Annotated in this window: 19 protein-coding genes; 8 read left to right on the top strand and 11 right to left on the bottom strand. The window is 70.5% G+C overall.

Annotated elements, in window-relative coordinates; translation table 11 throughout:
* The 7 genes from ACIQGZ_RS01800 (at window position 1) to ACIQGZ_RS01770 (ending at window position 7,055) form a co-directional block, all read left to right on the top strand.
* Complete coding sequence (locus ACIQGZ_RS01800) at window positions 1–1,434, top strand: recombinase family protein (RefSeq protein ID WP_402598682.1); 1,434 nt, start codon at window positions 1–3, stop codon at window positions 1,432–1,434.
* 643 nt (window positions 1,435–2,077) lie between these two features.
* A complete protein-coding gene (locus ACIQGZ_RS01795; protein ID WP_402598680.1) occupies window positions 2,078–2,281 on the top strand; it encodes a hypothetical protein in 204 nt (67 codons plus the stop codon).
* A gap of 362 nt (window positions 2,282–2,643) precedes the next feature.
* Window positions 2,644–3,642, top strand: coding sequence for a hypothetical protein (locus ACIQGZ_RS01790; protein ID WP_402598679.1), 999 nt, complete (start codon window positions 2,644–2,646; stop codon window positions 3,640–3,642).
* 519 nt (window positions 3,643–4,161) lie between these two features.
* Window positions 4,162–4,392: a hypothetical protein gene (locus ACIQGZ_RS01785; protein ID WP_402598678.1), complete on the top strand. Its 231-nt coding sequence runs from the start codon at window positions 4,162–4,164 to the stop codon at window positions 4,390–4,392.
* On the top strand, window positions 4,389–6,179 hold the full coding sequence (locus ACIQGZ_RS01780; RefSeq protein ID WP_402598676.1) for a hypothetical protein: 1,791 nt from the start codon (window positions 4,389–4,391) through the stop codon (window positions 6,177–6,179). Before ACIQGZ_RS01785 ends, ACIQGZ_RS01780 begins: the two co-directional genes overlap by 4 nt.
* Window positions 6,180–6,205: 26 nt before the next feature.
* Window positions 6,206–6,589, top strand: coding sequence for a hypothetical protein (locus ACIQGZ_RS01775; protein WP_402598675.1), 384 nt, complete (start codon window positions 6,206–6,208; stop codon window positions 6,587–6,589).
* 136 nt (window positions 6,590–6,725) lie between these two features.
* Complete coding sequence (locus ACIQGZ_RS01770; RefSeq protein ID WP_402598674.1) at window positions 6,726–7,055, top strand: hypothetical protein; 330 nt, start codon at window positions 6,726–6,728, stop codon at window positions 7,053–7,055.
* A 95-nt stretch (window positions 7,056–7,150) separates the two neighbouring features.
* Here ACIQGZ_RS01770 and ACIQGZ_RS01765 read toward each other — a convergent pair whose 3' ends face one another.
* From ACIQGZ_RS01765 to ACIQGZ_RS01715, 11 genes are all read right to left on the bottom strand, one after another.
* Window positions 7,151–7,795, bottom strand: coding sequence for an L-threonylcarbamoyladenylate synthase (locus tag ACIQGZ_RS01765; RefSeq protein ID WP_402598672.1), 645 nt, complete (start codon window positions 7,793–7,795; stop codon window positions 7,151–7,153).
* A 58-nt stretch (window positions 7,796–7,853) separates the two neighbouring features.
* Window positions 7,854–8,600, bottom strand: a complete 747-nt coding sequence (locus ACIQGZ_RS01760) for a phytanoyl-CoA dioxygenase family protein (RefSeq protein ID WP_402598670.1) — start codon at window positions 8,598–8,600, stop codon at window positions 7,854–7,856.
* A 26-nt stretch (window positions 8,601–8,626) separates the two neighbouring features.
* A complete protein-coding gene (locus ACIQGZ_RS01755) occupies window positions 8,627–9,415 on the bottom strand; it encodes a creatininase family protein (protein WP_402598669.1) in 789 nt (262 codons plus the stop codon).
* Window positions 9,412–10,203, bottom strand: a complete 792-nt coding sequence (locus ACIQGZ_RS01750) for a class I SAM-dependent methyltransferase (RefSeq protein WP_402598667.1) — start codon at window positions 10,201–10,203, stop codon at window positions 9,412–9,414. Before ACIQGZ_RS01750 ends, ACIQGZ_RS01755 begins: the two co-directional genes overlap by 4 nt.
* Window positions 10,200–10,865: an HAD family hydrolase gene (locus ACIQGZ_RS01745; protein WP_402598666.1), complete on the bottom strand. Its 666-nt coding sequence runs from the start codon at window positions 10,863–10,865 to the stop codon at window positions 10,200–10,202. Before ACIQGZ_RS01745 ends, ACIQGZ_RS01750 begins: the two co-directional genes overlap by 4 nt.
* Complete coding sequence (locus ACIQGZ_RS01740) at window positions 10,862–11,302, bottom strand: hypothetical protein (RefSeq protein WP_402598665.1); 441 nt, start codon at window positions 11,300–11,302, stop codon at window positions 10,862–10,864. Before ACIQGZ_RS01740 ends, ACIQGZ_RS01745 begins: the two co-directional genes overlap by 4 nt.
* Window positions 11,299–12,339, bottom strand: a complete 1,041-nt coding sequence (locus ACIQGZ_RS01735) for an enolase C-terminal domain-like protein (RefSeq protein WP_402598663.1) — start codon at window positions 12,337–12,339, stop codon at window positions 11,299–11,301. The genes ACIQGZ_RS01740 and ACIQGZ_RS01735 overlap by 4 nt, the downstream gene beginning before the upstream one ends.
* Window positions 12,336–14,381, bottom strand: a complete 2,046-nt coding sequence (locus ACIQGZ_RS01730; protein WP_402598662.1) for a hypothetical protein — start codon at window positions 14,379–14,381, stop codon at window positions 12,336–12,338. The genes ACIQGZ_RS01735 and ACIQGZ_RS01730 overlap by 4 nt, the downstream gene beginning before the upstream one ends.
* Window positions 14,375–15,472: a hypothetical protein gene (locus ACIQGZ_RS01725; RefSeq protein ID WP_402598661.1), complete on the bottom strand. Its 1,098-nt coding sequence runs from the start codon at window positions 15,470–15,472 to the stop codon at window positions 14,375–14,377. Before ACIQGZ_RS01725 ends, ACIQGZ_RS01730 begins: the two co-directional genes overlap by 7 nt.
* 307 nt (window positions 15,473–15,779) lie before the next feature.
* Window positions 15,780–16,007 (bottom strand): hypothetical protein, encoded by a 228-nt coding sequence (locus tag ACIQGZ_RS01720; RefSeq protein ID WP_402598660.1) that lies wholly within the window; start codon window positions 16,005–16,007, stop codon window positions 15,780–15,782.
* Window positions 16,004–16,459: an ATP-binding protein gene (locus tag ACIQGZ_RS01715; protein WP_402598659.1), complete on the bottom strand. Its 456-nt coding sequence runs from the start codon at window positions 16,457–16,459 to the stop codon at window positions 16,004–16,006. The genes ACIQGZ_RS01720 and ACIQGZ_RS01715 overlap by 4 nt, the downstream gene beginning before the upstream one ends.
* A gap of 242 nt (window positions 16,460–16,701) precedes the next feature.
* Here ACIQGZ_RS01715 and ACIQGZ_RS01710 point away from each other — a divergent pair, with 242 nt between their 5' ends.
* Complete coding sequence (locus ACIQGZ_RS01710) at window positions 16,702–17,919, top strand: helix-turn-helix domain-containing protein (protein ID WP_402598658.1); 1,218 nt, start codon at window positions 16,702–16,704, stop codon at window positions 17,917–17,919.
* Window positions 17,920–17,922: the final 3 nt, after the last annotated feature.

Here is a 17,922-nt window from a genome sequence, read left to right as displayed (position 1 = left end):
ATGCGACGCAACGGGAAGCAGGAGCCGGTGATCACGCCGGGAGAGGCGGCGGCCATCTACTGCCGGATCTCCCACGCCGATGACGACGACCAGACGGGCGTGGACCGCCAGGAGCGGATCTGCCGCGAGATCGCCGAGCGCCGGGGCCTCGTGATCGACCCGCGCCACGTCTTCGTCGACAACAGCCGGTCGGCCTGGCGCCGCAACCGGAAGCGCCCCGGCTGGGACGAACTGCTCACCGGCGCGGGCGAGCGGGAGTTCCGCCACATCATCGTCTACCACCCCGACCGGCTGATGCGGCAGCCCAGGGACCTCGAAGAGCTGCTCACGATCTCCGACGAGCATCAGATCCTCCTCCACGGGGAGGCGAACCGACGGAACCTCTCGGACCCCGACGACCGCTTCATCCTCCGCATCGAGGTGGCCCACGCCTGCCCGTCGTCCGACGACACCTCGCGGCGGCTGAAGGACACGCTCGCCGACCGGGCGAACGAGGGGAAGCCCCACACGGGAAAGCGCCGGTTCGGCTACGAGGCAGACGGCATGACGATCGTCGAGGAGGAGGCCGAGATCGTCCGAGAGGTCTTCGACCTCTACCTCAAGGGCAAGAACCCGTACGCCATCGCCCTCATCCTCCACAAGCGCGGCATCAAGACCGTGTACGGCAAGGAGTGGACCCAGGGCACCGTCCGTGCGCTGCTCGACTCCCGGCACGTCGCCGCCATCCGCATGCACCGGGGCGAGGAACTGGGCCCCGGTAACTGGCCCGCCATCATCGACGCCGGCACCTGGGCGGAGACCCGCGCCCGGCGCGAGTTCCGGTCCCAGGTCCACCAGACCAACCTGGAGCTGCGGCGGTTCTACCTGCTGCGCGGGCTCGTGATGTGCGGCCGGTGCGGGACGCTCATGTCCGGTACCAAGATCGGAAACTCCCCGGCGTACCTCTGCACCCGCAGGACGCGGAACGACGACAAGAAGTGCGTCCGGCGGATCGCGGCCATCAAGCTGGAGGACTTCGTCCGGGACGCCGCGATCGACCTGCTCGGCAAGCTCACGGTCTCCGGGCAGGTGGCCACGACCTCGCTCACGGACAGCGCCGCCGAGGCGGTCGAGGCTGACCAGCAACAGCTCGAAGAGCTGAACGAGATGTGGACCGCCAAGGAGATCAGCACCGCCGAGTACCGGAAGATGCGGAAGGAGATCCAAGGGCGCATCGCCAAGGCCCAGCGGCGGGTGGCGGTACGGCCGATGAAACTCCTCGAAGGGCTGACCGGACCAGGTGCACGGGACGCCTGGTTCGCGGAGGAGATGACCGACGAGCGGCGGAACGCCGTGCTGCGGTTCCTCTTCGCCGGAGTGATCATCGATGCCTCCACAAAGACACCTGGCGTCTTCGACTGGGACCGCATCAGCATCGAGCAGAACCAGCTCTGACCGACGTCGCGCCCCTACCACGAGATCGGCCGGATGCGTCCGGCTGTGGGTGGGTGATCGTGGTCTCGCGCACTCACTGCGGTCCGGGTGACCCCTGGAGGAGGAAGGGCGTGGGCCGTATTTCGAGGAGGAGATTCAACGTAGCGGCCAGGGGTGCCGCGAAAGGCCTCCTTCCCAGGTCAAGTGGCTTGCGAAAAATCCGGTAACGATTTATCCGAATTCCTTGCTTGGGAGATTTTGGCCAACTCCTTGATGGGAGATATTGCGGCTGCTTGAGTATTCGCATCCCCGGTCGCACTGCCTGCGACTTCCCCTGGCGTGGTCGCGCGCCTTCTATCACCGCCTTCCGGCCTCACCAAAGCAGCCACCCCGTGGTCACCTGCGTGCGGCGACGGTACCCCGCCGTTGCCGGATGCCCCAGCTTGCCCTGAAACGAGGAGTTTCTGACATGACGTAGCCGCCGAGGAGCGTGCCGAACGCCTGTCGGCGTCCGGCCCGCCTTCCTTGCCCGTGCCTGGTGTTGGAGCACCCGGCGCGTGGCCCCCGGCTTCCTGACGACCGCCCACAACCCGAGCGACCCGGTGCAGCCCGAGGGGGCCCGCCAGCCCCCTACCCCGCACGCTCTCCCGATGCCCATGGGAACGTGATCGCCCTGCGCCGCCAGGGCACCGACGCGACCGACCCGGCCGGCGGCCGTTCATCCCCGGGACAGCTGGCCGACGAGCGCGCACGCGCGCTGGAGCGGGTCTGCTCCGGCTTCCGGACGACGATCAGCCCCCGCAGCGCGGCCCGCTTGGCCGACCTGTTGGGGACCGCCGCGATCGGCGTCCTGGCCCGCGCGGCCTGACCGCACCCACTCGGGGCCCGCGCACCGCGTGGGCCCCGGAAAGGGGGTCGGCCCCTGGTGTTGGAGCACCAAGGGCCGAGACGACTCCCTGACGACCGCCCACTTAACAACGATCAACCCAGGTGCCCTTCGGCCTGCCAGCCGCAGGGCACCGCGCAAGGAGCTTCGTGTCCCAGCCTACGTTCCCCACTGCGCCCGGCGGGCGGGGACTCCCGACGGCCCCGGAGCGCCGGCCCTCCGGACCCGGCACCCGATCGCCTCACCCCCCTTCGACGGAGCGCCAGGTCAGCACCTGGGACCGCATCGCGGTCGCCCTCCTCGGTGCCGCGGGCTTCGCCCTGTCCTACGACGCGCTGCAGCAGATGGCCGCCGCGATCCACGTCCGCGGGTCGCTGACCTACGTCTTCCCGATGGCCCTCGACGGGTTCATCGCCTACGGCGTGCGTGCCCTGCTCGTCCTGCGCGCCGCCCCGTGGCCGGCCCGCGCCTACACCTGGCTGCTGTTCGCCGGTGCCACTGCCGCCAGCGTCTGGGCCAACGCCCTCCACGCCGTCCGCCTCAACCACCTGCCCGGCAACGGGGACGGGCTGCGGCTGGGCGACAGCGTGGTCGGGCTGCTGTCCACCCTCGCCCCGCTCGCCCTCGGCGGCGCCGTCCACCTCTTCATCCTCATCACCCGCCACGGTCCCCGACCGGACCACCGTCCCGTTCCGGAGGCCGGTGCGGCCCCGGACCGGACCGCGACGGCCGGGGTGTCCGGAACTCCCGATGACCTGTCCGCAGCCTCGGACCACGGGGTGGCTGTGGAGTACAACGACGAGTTCGTGCACCGGTCCGTGGCGACCATCGGCACCGTCCGGTCGGCTGCTGCCGGGACCGGTGGGCCGTCCGCAACGCCCGCAGGTCTCCCGTCCGGCAACCGGGCCGTCGAGGAATTCGTGCATCCCACCGACCGCACAGACGGCGAACCCGCAGGTCATGACCTGTCCGGAACTCTCGCCGTCGAGCGGACGGGCGACGCTGCCATCGGTCCCGAGACGGTGTCGGCGTCTGCCCCGATCGGCGAGGAGCACACCCGTGCTTCGGACAGCGTCGACGGTCGGACCGCCGGGGACGACCTGTCCGGAACTCTCCCGGTGGACCGGGTTGGCAGGCCAGTCGGCCGTCCCCCGGGCGCGTCCAAGGAGGAGCTCGCCGACATCGGACGCCAGGCGTGGCAGCGCACCGGACGGCTCAGCCGTGCCAGTGTCCGCAAGGCTGTCCGCTCCCGGGGCGTGACGATCTCCGGTGACCGCCTCACCGACGTCATGACCGTCCTGCGCGCAGAGAAGCAGGCCGCCGAACAGCGCAGCCGCCGCTGACTCGCGCCTACCTTGCCCTCGCCCTCCCCGTCTTCCGCCACCGATCCGCCCCGGAGCCCCTACGTGACCGCCATCCGACAGACCCCGTCCGGGCATCCCGCCAGCGTTGTAACCTCGCTGGACCGCAACGGAGTTGACCATCTACAGGTCAACAGCGGAGCAAGCGAGTGCGTCCGACCCCTGATCGGGGTCCGGACGCGGACGCTCGCGCCCAGGAGGGCGCGGGCGGGGCGGTGTGGTCGAGCGCGGGGGCGCGGCACTCCGGGAGAAGCCCATCGGAGCCGTTGGGCCGTCACCTGCCGCTGTCGCACGCAGTGCTGACCGTGCTGACGCCCATCGTCCGCCGAAGCGCCGTCGCCGTGACGACGAGAACCCGAGGCTCGCCAAGGTCTCCTTCCGTGTCAGCTCCAAGACGAAGCGGGAGATCGAGCGGCGGGCCGCCGCCGAGAACCTGACCGTCGCGCACTACCTCGCCCGCAAGGCCCTCACCGACGCAGGCCGGGGCCGGGCGGTCGAGACGTGAGCCTGGACGAGGCGATCGACGAGCTGCGGCTGGTGCGGCGCCAGTCCGCCGGCGCGGCCAGCAACCTCAACCAGCTCGCCCGCGACTACAACTCGGGCATCGACCTGCTGCCCGCCGACGTCCGGGACGCCGCCGACGCCGTCCGTGCCGCGTTCGACGCGGGCCGCCTGGTCATCATGCAGATCGACCGGGTGGCGATGGAGCTGGCGAAGGCGAAGCGCCGTTGATCAGCAAGGCCGTCCATGGCAGCAACACCCTCGGCGCGCTTCGCTACCTGTACGGGCCGGGCCGGGCGAACGAGCACACCGACCCGCACCTCGTCGCGTCCTGGGGCGGCTTCGCCCCCGACCCCGGCCGCGACCCGCACTCCAGTCTCGCGCAGCTCCGCGACGCCCTCGACCTGCACGTCGTCCAGTACGGCCGCAAGATCAAGAGCCACGTCTACCACCGAATGGTCCGCGCCGACCCGACCGACCGGACCCTCACCGACAACGACTGGGCCGCCGTCGCCCGCTGCGTCGTGGCCGCCGCTGGCATCGCCCCCGACGGCGACCCGGACGTCTGCCGCTGGATCGCCGTTCGCCACGCCGACGACCACATCCACATCCTCGCCACCATCGTCCGTGCCGACCTCACCCAGGCCCGCCTGCGCGGCGACCAGTACCGCGTCGAAGCCGAACTCACCACGATAGAAAGGCAGTACGGACTCAAAGACCTGTCCGACACCCGCACCCGGGACTACCGGGCCGCGGTCCCCAAACGCGCCACCGGCGCGGAGCTGCGCAAGGCCCAACGCCAGGGCAAGGAGACCAGCGACCGCGACCGGCTGCACACCTCCGTGCGCCGGGCACTGGCCGGGGCCGCGAGCGAGGAGGAGTTCGCCGCCGGCCTCGCCGCCCAGGGCGTGCTGCTGGGCGTGCGCAGGGCGCCGTCCGGGGACGTGACCGGCTACAAGTTCGCTCTCTCCACCGGCGACGGCACCGCACCGGTCTGGTTCCCCGGCGGCAAGCTCGCCACCGACCTCACCCGCCCGCAGATCCAGGCCCGCTTCACCGCTGGCACCGACCTGCCCACCACCAGCTCACCGGTCGCGGCCCGCTACCGGGCCAGCACCACCGTCGACCACGTCACCCGCACCCTCGACGACGCCCCGGACACCGCCCAGGTCGCCGCGGTGATCAGCGGCGGCATCGAAGCCCTCGACGCCCTCGCCCTCACCAGCCCCGTCCTGTCCCGGAAGGAGATCAACCACGCCGCCCGAGCCCTCGAATACACTGCAGTCGCCCGCACCCGCACCCGCGCCGCCCGAGCCGACCTGCGGGCGATGCGCTCCGCCGCCCGCGAACTCCTCCACGCCGGCCCCACCGGCGGCCGAGGAGAAGAAGGCGCGGCCGCCACCACGATCCTCTCCAGCCTGATCCTGCTCGCGCTCGTCATCGCCAAATGGCATGCCGCCCAAGGCCAGCACCACCAGGCCGACGCTGCCCGCACCGCGGCCGACCACCTGCGCACCGCCTACGGCAGGCACGCCGCCAAGCCGCTCGCCCACCTCTCCCTCGAAGGCGAACGCCTACCCGGGGAAGTCCGGGACCGGCAGGCGGCAGCGCTCCGCCACGCGCTACCGGCCGACCAGGCCGCGCGGGTGCTCGCCGACAAGGACGGCTGGGCAGCCCTCGCCGCCACCCTCGCCGAAGCCGAAGCAGCAGGACACGACCCCAATGCCCTGCTCGCCCACGCCACCGGGCGGCGCGAACTCGCCAGCGCCGACTCCGCCGCCGCGGTGCTCACCTGGCGCATCCGCCGCGACACCGCCCTCCCCGCCCCCGGACGAGCGGTCACGCCCGAGGACCGCCGCGCGAACGCGGCACTGTCCAGGAGCGCCACCGGCCGCACCACCACTCCACCTACCCCAACACACCAGCCCCACAGCTCTCGTGGCACCTCGGGAACCACCCCCACCTCGACAGCCGCACTCCCACCCACCACCTCACAGCCGGCCCCCCACCGGCGCTGACCCCTCCCGTAAGGAGCTTCACCACCTTGGCCCAGTCCGACTACCGCACCGACGTCATGGACCTGCTGTTCGACGCGGACTTCAAGTACCGCCCCGACACCAACACCTGGTCCCACAGCGACGGCAGCCCCTTCACCAGGAAGGAGCAGGCCACCGTCCTCAGCGCCACCCGCGAGGAGTTCGAAACGTTCTGCTGGCTGCGGGACCGCAAGATCGAACGCGACCGCGAGATGGCCGACGCCACCCAGGCCGTCATCGCCCTCCTGCACCGGTACTTCGCCGTACTCCCGGCGGACAGCACGGCCGCCGACGCCGCCGCCGTCATGACCGAGCAAGACCGCACCGAGTACGAGCGCCTGCTCGACATCGTCGCCCCGGACGGCTGGCTCTTCGCACCCAGCGAGGAATGACCCTCACCGGCACCCCCGGCCCAGCAACTCCATGGCCAGGGTGTCGATGTGATGTCTTCAGCGGCGGCCGGGAACTTCCCGACCGCCGCTCGTCTTGTGGTCCCTGCATCACGCCACCAGCACGGGAAAGGACCACATGACCGACTACGAACCCGACTTCCACAACCCGCACCCCGAACCCCACCAGAACGTCATCCGAGCGGTCCCCCACCCCGGTGAACTCGACGCTCGCGGCATCCCCATCACCTGCCCCAACTGCCACGCCCGCCGCGACTGGCTGCTCCTCAACGTCCGCCACCACGTCTTCGTCCGCTGCCGCTGCGCCACCGAGTGGCACGAGCCCGACCTCACCCGCGACTACTTCGACCAGTACTTCACCGAGCCCGAACGCGAGTGGGCCAACTTTGACACCGCGATGCGCGCCCTCGCTTTCGATGGCCTGCTCGCGGGCGTCATGTGGGATTAGCCGAACCTCTGTTGGGGCCGCGCCGAGTGGCATGGCCCCAACAGATGGTTGCTCCGGTTTCGACCTGCCGCAGCCCACGCGGCCAAGTCGCTCGGTCACGTCAGCTTGCGTCCGAGGACAGCGGCCAGTGCTCGCTCGTGAACGAGGCCGGGGCGGACGAGGCGTGCCGCGGGCGTCGAGCAGTCGACGATGGTGAGGTGATTCGCGGCCGGCGAGACCCCGCCGTCGAGGAGGACCGTCGCCCTGACACCGGTGGACTCCAGGAAGCCCCGGACCTCCTCGGCCGTGATCGCCGGGCCTGGCGCGTTGGTACCGGCGTTGCCCGAGATGTTGGCGGTCGTCGCGGCCACCGGGGTGCGGGCCGCCGCCGCGAGGGCGCCGAGCGGGCCGGAGGAGAGGGTGGTGAGCGCGGGCGAACCGACGGCGGGGTGGTGTTCGCCGATCTCGGTGCTGTGCCAGGGCAGGAGCATGGCGAGGTTGCCGGGCCAGAAGGCGTCGGCCAGTTGCCGGGCCTCGGGGTGGATGACGAACTGCTTTTCGTACTCCTCCAGGGAGGGGAGTACGAGTACGAGGGACTTGGTGCGGGGGCGCTGCTTGCCGTCGAAGATACTGTTGCAGGCGGCCGGGTTCGTGGCGTCGGCGCAGATCATGTACCAGCGCTCGGTGGGCACGACGACGAGGTCTCCAGCCTCCAACGCGCGGGCGGCGGCACCGAGTTGTTCTGCTGGGATCGGTCTCACAGGTTTCCCTCCGTCTCGGGAGTCAGTGGATGGGCTCGGTTCCGGCCCTGCTCGGCGTTCACGCCGCCTGCGGCAGTCCCTGGTAGTCGAGCCACGGGTTCTGCAGCGCCTGCAGCCGTCGCCGCGCGTGGTCGGTGTGCTCGACGCGGAAGTACGCCATGAGCCGGGGCTCGGGGCCGAGGTTGCGGCCGACGGCGTGGGGGACGAGGTGGTGCATCAGCAGCAGGTCTCCTGGCCGGCCGAGGAACGGGGTACCGGCCTGGGCGTCGAGGCCCGGCGGGACCTGTTCGGTAATGCCGAGCGACCACTGGGTGCGGAACCACTCGGCCATGGTCAGGTGCCCGCCCGGCTGGTAGCGCAGTGCGCCGGCCTCCGGGTCGGTGATGTCGGACAGCACCACGCCGACGAGCAGCGAGAAGGTCCGTAGTTCCTCGGGGTCGAGGTGCGGGCAGGAGACGCCGTCCACGTGCATCGTCTTCTCCGGCTGGCTCTGCTCGAACTGACCCTCGGGGATGCGGATCTGGAGTTGGACGGTGGAGACGGGCCGCACGTCGCCGAGCAGTTCCTGGGCGAGTTCGGCGGCCGGGGACTCGGCGAAGAGGGCGAGCAGGTCGAGGTGGCGGCCGAGTTCCGGGGCGAAGGTCCGCTGCGTGTAGGCGCTGATGAGCTCGGGGTTCATCGACTCGCGGTACCAGTCGGTGACCAGATCGCGGGCCTGGGCGATCCGGTCGGGTGCGATGGCACCGCGCTTGATGTGCAGGCCGTCGCGCATGAAGTCGCGTTTCTCGGCTGAGGTGAGGGCCACTGGATCTCCAGGTGGGCGTAAGGCTGCTACTGGTGGCGATCGGTCAGGTGCGCAAGGACGGGCCCAGCCGCGTCGAGGGCGCCGTCGAGGACGGCCCGGCCTGCGTCGGCGGTCGCCTCGCGGGGGTTGCCCCCGATGACGCCGCAGGTAGCGATGCGGCTGTCGCCGGAGGTCCACGGCCAGGTCGTGCCGCGCTCCATGACGAGCCGCTGCACGTCGCTGCCACTGGCGGCGAAGTCCGTCGGGAGGCGGTCGAGGTGGACGTCGTCCGGGGCGAGTTCGAGCATCATGGCCGTCTCGCGGATGCCCGCGTGAACCTCCGGGACGGCCCCGCCGACTGTCGGAACGGGAGACAGCGACGTCGGGTGGATGACGCAGACGGAGAACCTGTGTGCGCGCTCCAGTTCGTAGAGCGCCGGCTCCAGGATTCCCCGGTTGCCGCCGTGGCCGTTGACGATCAGGAGCCTTCGGGCCGGGGTCGCCCGCAGATACTCGGTGACCACGGCTTCGAGCAGGGCCATGAAGCCGGCGATCCGGAGCGACACGGTGCCCGGCGACCAGGCGTGATCGAGCGAGAGCCCGTACGGGATGGTCGGCAGGGCCCACAGGTCGTGCTGTTCGCCGTACCGCTCGATCAGCAGGCGGGTGAACTGCTCCGCGATCACGGTGTCCGTGTTGAGCGGCAGGTGGGGGCCGTGCTGTTCGTGGGAGCCGATGGGCAGGCAGAGCACGGACTCGGCGGTGAGCTCGGTGAGGACCGCGGGTGCGGCCAGCCGCCCGAACTGGCGGGCGACTGGTCTGCCGTTCGGTATCACGCGGTGCCCCGCCGGCCGATCCGGATGAGGAACTCGTTGTCCTCCGGGAACACGTCGTCGGTGCTGTGCTGCGCGAGGGCGTTCTCCACGGCCGCCTCGAACGCGCCGAGGCGGTCGCCGAAGAGGTGCGGCGCGGCGAAGCTGGTGGAGTAGAGGTAGCCGAGGATGCCCTTCGTGCTCCACGTCCGGTGGACGGGTACCCGGATCTCCTCGACCTGGTTGAAGGGCGACTCCTCCATGATCTCGCTGTAGGGCCGGTCGTGGTGCTTGAAGGTGCTGTTGCCGGCGCGCCGTTCCTCGCCGAGGAAGCTCTGGACGACCGCGCGCACGGATTGCTTCCAGGGGCTGTCGGCGGCCCAGAAGCTGTTGTCGCCGAAGACGGCGACGGCACCGCCGGGGGCGACCTGCTCGTCGAGGAGGGCGAGGACGGTGGCCTGGTCGAGCCAGTGGAAGGCCCGGCAGATCGTCACGAGGTCGGCCTGCCAACTGGCCGGGGCCTTGAAGTCCTCGGCCGTCGACTCGACGAGCGCCAGGCTTGCTCCGCCCGGGAGTTGGGACCGGAGGGCTTCCTCGGCGGCGGCGAGCATGTCGGGGTCGTTGTCGATGGCGATGATGTCGTCGAACCGGCCGAGGAGGGCCTCGGCGACGAGTCCGGTGCCGGTACCGATGTCCAGGAGTCGGCGGGGCCGACCGGGCGCGACGGCCCGGTCGAGGACGGTCGCGACCTCCTCGGGGATGCCGGGACGGTACTGGCGGTAGTAGCTGGAGGTGCCGGCGAACAGGCTCATGGGTGCCTCGTGTCGAGTAGGTGGCGGACGTGGTGGACTGCGTCGGTGAGGTCATGGGCGACGAGTACGTCGTGCTCAACGAGGACGTGTTCGTCGGGGACCGCGCGGCCGTGCGAGAGCCAGACGGCGGCGAATCCGGCTGCCGCAGCGCCGCGGATGTCGCACTCCCAGTCGTCGCCGACGTGGACCACGGCCGAGGCCGGGACCTGGCAGGAGTCGGTGACGGTCCGGAACGCACGGTGGTCGGGCTTGGCGAAGCCGGTCCGGCAGGAAGGGAAGTGAGCGCTGACCCACGGGGAGAGCAGGGCGAGGAGCCGGTCGGGGTCGGCCTCGGTACAGGTGACGTTCGAGAGCGTGACCACGGTGGCCAAGTCGCTGAACTGCTGAAGCGCCTCGACGGCTCCGGGGAACAGGACGAGCGGGGGGACGGGCAGGTCCGTCGGGAAGTCGGACGGCTCGATGCCGAGTGCCGCGCTGACCTTCTCGATCACGTCCTCGGTGATCTCGGGGGCCGTGTGCAGGACGTCCCGCATGACGCGCCGGGCCTGCTGCGGCCCGAGCGGCGAGAGGGCCGCGAGTCGACCTGCGAGGCCGGGGCCCTGTGTGGTACCCAGTGTTCCCCCGATGTCCAGGCTGACCAGGGGACGGACGGTCTCCCTCATGCCGCTTCGCCTTCCACGGCGGGCAGGGCGGAGACGATGGCCTCGACCCGGGCGATGCGGATCTGCTCCGTGGTGGACTCGCCCAGGAAGGTAAGCGCGTACCGGAGTTCGGCCTCGTCGAGCGCGTCCAAGTCTCGGTGGGTGGTCCGGGCGGCGGCGGTCAGGTCGTCGGGGATGCTGCGCGGGCGAAGTCCGTGCGGGAGGTGGAGAGTTCCGGCCCAGGATGGGGTGGTCACCTCGATCGTCTCCATCGGGCGGAGGACGGTGACGTCGTCGAGGGTGATGATCCTGACGGCCGCTGGCCCCTGGCCAAGGTCGAGACGACCGGACAGGAAGGTGTCGTGGCCGTCGAGCCGCTGGTCCAGGACGAGCAGCAGGCCGTGTTCGTCGTGGCGGGTCGTTCCGTGAACGGGGAGGAGCTGGGTGGTTCGGGTCATCGGGTACTCCGGGGTTGGGTGCCGAGTCCGGGGGCATCGGGTGCAGGGAATCTGCCGTTCTCGGGTATCCATGGTTCGGCGTAGAGGAGTTGGCGGCGTGGCTCCCACTGACGGCGGTACTCGACGGCTCGAACGGTGTCGGGGAACGCCGCCACGAGGTGGATAGCGGGCACCATCGAGCGGCCGTGTGGGTAGACGGGAACGCCGGCCTCGTAGCTGGCCTTGGTGATTTCGACCGCGCGGGTGAGGCCGCCGCAGCCGACGACGTCGATGGTCAGGGCGGTGGGTCGGGCAACGTCGAGGAGGGCGCGCAGGTCCTCATCGGGCCTGATGCGTTCACCGAGCGCGATCGGCACTCCGGCAGCGGCCAACTGGCTGTAGGTGCGCAGATAGTGCTCCGGCAGGGGATCCTCCAGCCAGGCGAGGTGCGGGTGGCCCAGGAGGGGCGCGACAGCGGCAGCGAGTTGCGGACTCCAGGTGCCCACTGCATCGACGGCGAAGGGCGCGTCGATGACCGAAGCGACGCGCTCCAGTGCCTCGACCAGGTCCCTGGCCTCGGCCGCGATGCTCGGCCCCGGGCGGCGGCGCAGTCCCCACTTGGTGAACGCCCATCCTTCGGCGAGGACTTGAGTGAGCGCACTGCGGTTGGCGGGGCCGCTGAGGTCCATCCGTAGCCAGGAGGCGTACGCCGGTACGGCCCGCGCCTTCCGTCCCGGTGCGAGCAGGTCGGCCACCGGCCTGCCGGCCAGGCGGCCGTGAAGGTCCCATGCAGCGCAGTCGATTGCTCCGACCGCCCAGTCCGAGACTGTGGGGGCGGCGGCCCGAAGCCGCGGCCGGAGGCCGTGGTGGTCGAGCAGGGAGGCCCCTGTAACTGCGGGTCCGATCGCTTCCACCGCCTGGGCAACCACCAGGCTCACGGGCCCGTACCACCCTGTCTGGCCGCCGCCGTGGACCGCGACGAAAACGGTGTCGTCCCCGGTCTCCGTCCCGCCGCCGGTCAACAGCGTCTCCACCTTGTCGATGAGCAGATCCGTCATCGTGCTGCCTCCGACCTGCCGGTCAGCCGACGGGCTGCCCGGAGCATTCCCTCGGCGTCGAAGCCGAGTTCATGAGCGAGCACGTCCTGCGGCATCGGCCCGGACGGCTCCCGCCAGCCGATCACCTCGACCTGCCGTCGCAACCGCCCCGCCAACAGCCCCCACACCGCTGCCGGATGCCCAAGCGTGACGACCAGAAGCGCAGCACGCTCACCGAAGTAGTGATCGGCCTCATCCTCGGTCAGGCCCTTCGGCCAGCGCTGCGGATCGCCGAGGACGGTCAGGTCGAGGACACCCACGACCCGCACCCGGCAGCCCAGTTGGGCGCGGATGAGAGGCACCGCCTCCATGACCACCTCGGTCGGAAGATCCCCGGCCGCGACGATGGTGAGGTCGGGCGCCTCCCGATCGCTCAGGTGCCACCAGATCGCGAGCCCCCGCCCCAACTCCTGCTCGACGGTCTCGTAAGGAAGTTGCAGTTCGCTGTGCTTGCCCGCGATCAGCACGTTGACCCGGTCCGTCGAGTTCAGCGCCGTGTCGAGCACGGCGGCGGTGCGCCGGGTATCGGCCGGCACCAGCACACTCACCGCCGGGTCTTCCGTCGCGAGAAGCGCGGTCGACAGCGACGGGTCGCCGTGTGTGAAGACGTTGTGCCACCCGTACGAGGTCAGCAGCAGATTGAGGCTCGGTACCTCCTGTTCCCCGGCGAGCCGCCGGTGCTTGAGATGGCCGACGATCCCGGAGGCCATGAGCGGCGCGAACGCCTCGTAGGACACCAGGACACCGCGACGGCCGCTGCTGATCCAGCCGGACAGCCAGCCCAGGAGCACCTCCTCGGCCAGCACCTCGGAGACCCACGGCTCGTCCCGCAGCGCGCCGAGGCGGTTCGAAGAGAGCTCGTCCGGGCTGAAGACCCGGAACCCGCCGCCCTCGGCGTGCCTGCGGAGCACACCGCCCACTGCTTCACCGAACCGGTCGGCACGAGCGGGCAGGACAGACCTCGGCAGTCCGAGCGGGGCGCGTCCGGCGCCTTCGGCGGAGTGCCAGGCGGCCGAGTCGATGGCTTCGGCCAGTGCGCCGATCGGCTGGCCGTCGTGGTCGAAGAGTTCGGCAGGCCGATACGACGCCAACCACCTTTCCAACTGGGCGCGTTGGCCTTCGTCCGAGTGGGCGCCACCGAGAGGCGTCTTGTGCGCTGCAGCGGTGCCGAGCACCGGCTGCCCATCGACCGACTCCGGTCCGCTCCAGCCCTTCACGCAGCGCAGGAACACGGCCGTCCGCGCGCCGTCGGCAACCGCATCGGCCGCCCCTGCCAAGGCTTCCCGGAACGCCTCGTGCGCGTCCACCGTGGTCGCCTCGACGTGCACGACACGGGCTCGCCATCCCAACCCGGCTGCGTAGGGGACGAGTTCCGAGTCTGTCATCATCCCCAGCAGTGACTGGGCACCCATCCGGAAGCCATTGACATGCACGATCGGGAGGACCGCACTCGACTCCAGAGCTCGGGCCGCGAGCCACGAGGCCGCCGTCGTAGGGGTCTCGCACTCACCGTCGCCGATGATCGGCACGACGATCCGCCTGGGGACATCGAGCGCCAAGCCGTGGCTGAACGCGAGCGCACCACCGAGGCACCCTCCGGGTGCCGCTCCCGCCATCAGCAGGGGGTGGGTCTCCGATCCGAGGCCGTCGACGTGCGGGAAGTCGCGGGCGAGGCGACGCAGCCCTGCCGCGTCACGGGAGTACTGGGGCCGTACGGAGGCCAACTGGCCGCTGAGCCAGGCGCAGGCCAGTTGGACCATCCCGGCGTGACCGGCCCCGATCACCGGGACCAGCTCGCGACCGGGCCCCACCTCACCGGCGGCGAGAACCGTGTGGACGAGCGCCCACGCTGTACCGGGAACGGTGCCCCAGTGCCCTGCCGGACGGGGCTTCACGTGCTCGGCCTTGAGCGGTTCGGCCAGCAGCTGGTTGTCGTCGAGGTGCAGCAGCGCCACCGCCACGTACGTGGCGGCCCTCCACAGCGCATCGGCGCGGTTCAGCACGGCGGCACCAACTGCTCCTCGCCGAACGTGAAGTACCAGAGCGGCCGGTAGCACTCCCATGCCACGGGACGAAGGCCGGTCGGACCGACTATCTCCTCGATCTCCCGACGTGCCCGCAAGTAGTAGTCCAGGGACTCGGACCCGCCGGTTCGAAGCCCCGCCATGATCGAGTTGTGCGCCTGGTACACCTGGAAGTTGGGGAACTCGGTGACGAACGGCATCAGCTCACCCACGCCGGCACGGAGTTCGGTGAGCCTGTCCAGGCCGACGATGTAGGTGAACGAGGTCGCGTGGCCCGCACGCATCGCCCGTTCCAGGACCTGCGGCATCTCCTGAGCGGTGAGGGCCGCCTTGCTGGCCTTGAGGAGGAGGTCGCGCCGGCTGAAGCACTCGGCGGTGAGTCGCAGCACCAACGGGGCGACGCGCTCGGCCAGTTCTTCGAACGCCCCGCTGCTGCGGATGACCGAGGTGAGGAGCCCGATCCGGGCGCCGATCCCATGGGCGGAGAGCACCTCGCGGAGCCCTATCAGGTGGTCGACCGCTGCTCGCTCCCGCTCGAAGCACCCCGTCGACACGGTGACCTCCCGTAGCTCGGTCAGGTCGTGGCGGGGGTGCTGCTCGACCAGCGCTGCCAGCAGCTCGTTCAGCTCCCGCTCCTCAGCGAGCCGCGGATCGGCAGCGGCCTCCAAGGTGTTCGGGCAGAACGCACACCCCACACAACGGCTCCGGGCGTTCGGGTTGAGCGTCGCGGCCCGTCCGTCGTCCCGGAAGTACCCGCCGACCGCCTCGTCGGCGGCGACCCGGTCGATCGTGCCGACGACCTCGCTGCCCAGCGACAGTTCCTCGCCGCTCAGACGGAACGGCGATGCCTCGGCGTTGAGCGGAACGATCACCATCCAGGAAGCGTCCGGCCGGGAGGTAAGGCGGACGGAGATTCGGGCCCGGTGCCGGCCGTGAGCGGAGGAGATCCCGTACAGGTTGATCGCGATGAGCAGGGCATCCTCCACCGGCACCCCGCGCTGCTCCGCCATCTCCCTGACGGTCGGCAATGTGAGCACCGCTGCCGGTGTGCCGTCGAGCGCCGCCTTCATGATCCACTCTCCGTAGCTGTCTCGGCCGGGCGATGCCGCCACCGGCGTCCTTCTCTACTGGTCTGTCGCGCTTCCCCTGCGATTCGATCCAGGGCTGGGCCGTGTGGGCCTGCCGGTATCCGTCCCGGCAGGCCCACCCGGTTCCTGCGTTCAGCGACCCGGATAGGGCGGGGTCGGTGGAGTCGGCGGCGGTGGGGCCGGAGGGGGCGGAGGGGGTGGCTGTGGCGTCCGAAGACGCGCGGTGAGCAACAGGGCTGTGCTCCCTTCTCTTCGGTGGCGCATGTGTTGACGAGGCGTGAGTCCGTCGTCAGGTCCCGTCATCGGCTGCGGCGCAGTCCTCGAAGCCGCAGTCGGGCTCGTGGTCGGCCGCCAGGGCGGGGCCGAAGCGGTCGAAGGTGAACTGGTGGTAGGCCGTCACGCCGAGCAAGGCGAAGACGATCAGGTGGCCGAGGACCCAGAGCCAGGTGAGTTTCTGGCCGAACGAATCCTGGCCGGTTCGACGGTGGATGCCGTGGTGCAGCCGGTAATCGGTCATGCCGCATCGGTCCTGAGCTCGGCCCAGACCACGGTGCCGTCGCGGGTCTCGTCGACGCCCCAGTGCTCGCACAGGCAGTCGACGAGGAGCAGCCCCCGACCGCCCTCGGCCGTCGGCGAGCACTCCGATTGCACGACCGCAGTCCCGGTCCCCGCGTCCGCGACCTCGATCCGAAGCCCGTTGGGCTGCGGCACCAGCCGAACGTCGAAGCACCCGAGGCTCGACATCACACCGTGGAGCACTGCGTTCGTGGACAGTTCGGATGCCACGAGTTCGATGTCCTGAACGAACAGTTCGCCGAACTTCCAGCTGCCGACGATCCCCCGAACCAACGTCCGAACCAGAGGCACCGAGGCAGGAGCGCGCAGGAAGCTCATCTGCACCGCCGTGCAGCCGATCGCCCAGGCACCGGTTGCCTCGGACTCGCCGGTGCGCGGCGGGGCTGTGCCCACACCACTGCCCCGAGGGGACACTGGGCGAAGACGGTCGGCGGATGCCGGTCTCTCCTCGGTGGTCGCACCGACCCGCAGGTACTGAGGTACCACGATGATCACCCCTCCGCATCGCTCAATGACCCATCAGGCAGGGCTGCTTGATGGCTAGTCAGAACGCTAGGAGGATGCGGGGAAGGGAACCCGGAAAATCCTTCCGGGGTAAGGAGCCGAGCTTCCCCGAGGCTGGGAGCATGCGAGGGATGACGGAGACGCTGACCATCGGCGAGCGCGTCGGCTGGTACCGCCGCCGACGCGGCATGCCCCAGGAGGTCCTGGCCGGCCTGGTCGGGCGGACGGCCGACTGGTTGAGCAAGGTCGAGAACGGCCGGATCGAACTCGACCGGCTCACGGTCATCAAGTCACTCGCGAGCGCACTCGACGTCCAACTCGGCGACCTACTGGCCGAACCGTCGCTCCTCGACGGGGCCGCCGACTCCCAGGGCGGGGCGGTCACGAAGCTCCGCGAAGCGCTCATGGACTACAAACACATGTCGCCGCTCCTCGCCGCCGACGACGTCGAGCAACCACCCGACCTCGACATCCTGCGCGCCGAGGTCGGCTCCGCCTGGTCCGCTTACCAGGACGCCAGATACTCCCGGGCCACCAGGCTCGTCCCCGGCATCCTCGCTCAGGCCCAACGCGCGGTTCGCATGCACGAGGGCGACCAGCAGCTCCAGGCCAAGGCCCTGCTCGCCATGGCCTACCAGGGCGCCGCCATGGTCCTGACGAAGATAGGCGAAGCCGACCTCGCCTGGATCGCCGCCGACCGCGGCCTCACGGCCGCTCAGGAGTCGGGCAACACCGTCGTCACCGGCTCCCTCTTCCGCTCGGTCTCCCACTGCCTGCTCACCAACGGACGCCTCGCCGCAGCCCGCGACCTGGTCGTGGACTCTGCGGCCTACCTGGAAGCCGGCCTCGACGACGCCTCCCCGACCTACCTCTCGATCTACGGCACCCTCTTCCTGGTCGGGTCGATGGCCGCCGCCAGGACCGAGGACCGCAGCACCGTCCGCGAGTTCCTCGCCGAAGCGAACAGGGCCGCGCAGCGCCTCGGCCACGACGCCAACCACATGTGGACGGCCTTCGGCCCCACTAACGTGGCCATCCACCGGATCTCGACCGCGATGGAACTCGGCGACATCCAGATCGCCGCCGACCAGGGCCCCCGCGTGGACTCCTCGACCCTCCCACTCGAACGCCGCGTCCGGCACACGCTCGAAATCGCCCGTGCCTACAGCGCGCAGAACCGCATGGACGAGGCGCTCGCCCTCGTCCTGGACGCCGAGGAACTCGCCCCCGAGCAAGTCCGCTACCACTTCATCCCGCGACACCTCGTCACCGCCTGGGTCCGCCAACAGCGAGGCAGGCCGAGCCACTTGCTCGCCGGCGTCGCCCAACGGCTCAGCATCGTCGCCTGACCG

The organism is Streptomyces sp. NPDC092296, from assembly GCF_044755465.1.
Classification (GTDB): Bacteria; Actinomycetota; Actinomycetes; order Streptomycetales; family Streptomycetaceae; genus Peterkaempfera.
This window is presented reverse-complemented; position numbering and strand designations above follow the sequence as displayed.

What these genes read in the sequence shown, in the direction of transcription:
- ACIQGZ_RS01800 (WP_402598682.1), top strand. Translation starts at nt 1, where the DNA reads ATGCGACGCAACGGGAAGCAGGAGCCGGTGATCACGCCGGGAGAGGCG.
- ACIQGZ_RS01790 (WP_402598679.1), top strand. Translation starts at nt 2,644, where the DNA reads ATGGCCGCCGCGATCCACGTCCGCGGGTCGCTGACCTACGTCTTCCCG.
- ACIQGZ_RS01770 (WP_402598674.1), top strand. Translation starts at nt 6,726, where the DNA reads ATGACCGACTACGAACCCGACTTCCACAACCCGCACCCCGAACCCCAC.
- ACIQGZ_RS01750 (WP_402598667.1), bottom strand. Translation starts at nt 10,203, where the DNA reads ATGAGCCTGTTCGCCGGCACCTCCAGCTACTACCGCCAGTACCGTCCC.
- ACIQGZ_RS01745 (WP_402598666.1), bottom strand. Translation starts at nt 10,865, where the DNA reads ATGAGGGAGACCGTCCGTCCCCTGGTCAGCCTGGACATCGGGGGAACA.
- ACIQGZ_RS01740 (WP_402598665.1), bottom strand. Translation starts at nt 11,302, where the DNA reads ATGACCCGAACCACCCAGCTCCTCCCCGTTCACGGAACGACCCGCCAC.
- ACIQGZ_RS01735 (WP_402598663.1), bottom strand. Translation starts at nt 12,339, where the DNA reads ATGACGGATCTGCTCATCGACAAGGTGGAGACGCTGTTGACCGGCGGC.
- ACIQGZ_RS01725 (WP_402598661.1), bottom strand. Translation starts at nt 15,472, where the DNA reads ATGAAGGCGGCGCTCGACGGCACACCGGCAGCGGTGCTCACATTGCCG.
- ACIQGZ_RS01720 (WP_402598660.1), bottom strand. Translation starts at nt 16,007, where the DNA reads ATGACCGATTACCGGCTGCACCACGGCATCCACCGTCGAACCGGCCAG.
- ACIQGZ_RS01710 (WP_402598658.1), top strand. Translation starts at nt 16,702, where the DNA reads ATGACGGAGACGCTGACCATCGGCGAGCGCGTCGGCTGGTACCGCCGC.